Origin of the sequence: Caballeronia sp. LZ043 (assembly GCF_031451075.1) — a bacterium.
Taxonomy (GTDB): Bacteria; Pseudomonadota; Gammaproteobacteria; order Burkholderiales; family Burkholderiaceae; genus Caballeronia.
In genome coordinates this window covers 1-807 of sequence record NZ_JARUXT010000050.1, presented here as the reverse complement: position 1 = coordinate 807, position 807 = coordinate 1, and the positions used below count along the sequence as shown (strand labels likewise).

The window sequence follows — 807 nt, the reverse complement described above, 5'->3', positions numbered from 1 at the left end:
GCCCGCTTCCTTCGAGAGCTTCTTCGCGACTTCCTTGATGACCTTGTTGCGCGGGTCCGAGATCGTGTACACCGGATGCCCGAAGCCGATCACCACTTCCTTTCGTTCCACGCGCTGCTTGATGTCGGCTTCGGCTTCGTCGGCATCGAGATAGCGTGACTGAATTTCAAAGGCCACTTCGTTGGCGCCACCGTGCTTCGGACCGCGCAACGCGCCGATACCGCCCGCAATCGCCGAATACATGTCTGAGCCGGTTCCCGCGATCACGCGCGCCGTGAAGGTCGATGCGTTGAATTCGTGTTCGGCGTAGAGGTTGAGCGACACGTGCATCGCATCGACCCACGACTTCGACGGCTCCACGCCATGCAGCAGATGCAGGAAATGTCCGCCGATGGAATCGTCATCGGTTTCCACTTCGATGCGCTTGCCGTTGTGCGAGTAGTGATACCAGTACAGCAGCATCGAGCCGAGCGAAGCCATCAGCTTGTCGGCGATATCTTTCGCGCCCGGAATGTTGTGATCGTCCTTCTCGGGCAGGATCGTGCCGAGCACGGAGACGCCGGTGCGCATGACGTCCATCGGATGCGCCGAAGCGGGAATCCATTCGAGCGCGGCCTTGAGGTTCGCGGGCAGGCCGCGCATGGCCTTCAGCTTGATCTTGTAAGCCTTGAGTTCGGCGGCATTCGGCAACTTGCCGTGCACGAGCAGATAGGCGATCTCTTCGAACTCGGACGTGTTGGCGAGATCGAGAATGTCGTAGCCGCGATAGTGCAGATCGTTGCCGGTGCGGCCGACCGTGCACAACGC

Annotated in this window: 1 protein-coding gene; it reads right to left on the bottom strand. The window is 60.3% G+C overall.

The genetic code is table 11. The features are described 5' to 3' along the window. A partial coding sequence (locus tag QCE64_RS36430; RefSeq protein WP_310009213.1) for a citrate/2-methylcitrate synthase occupies positions 1-807 on the bottom strand: 807 nt, incomplete at both ends.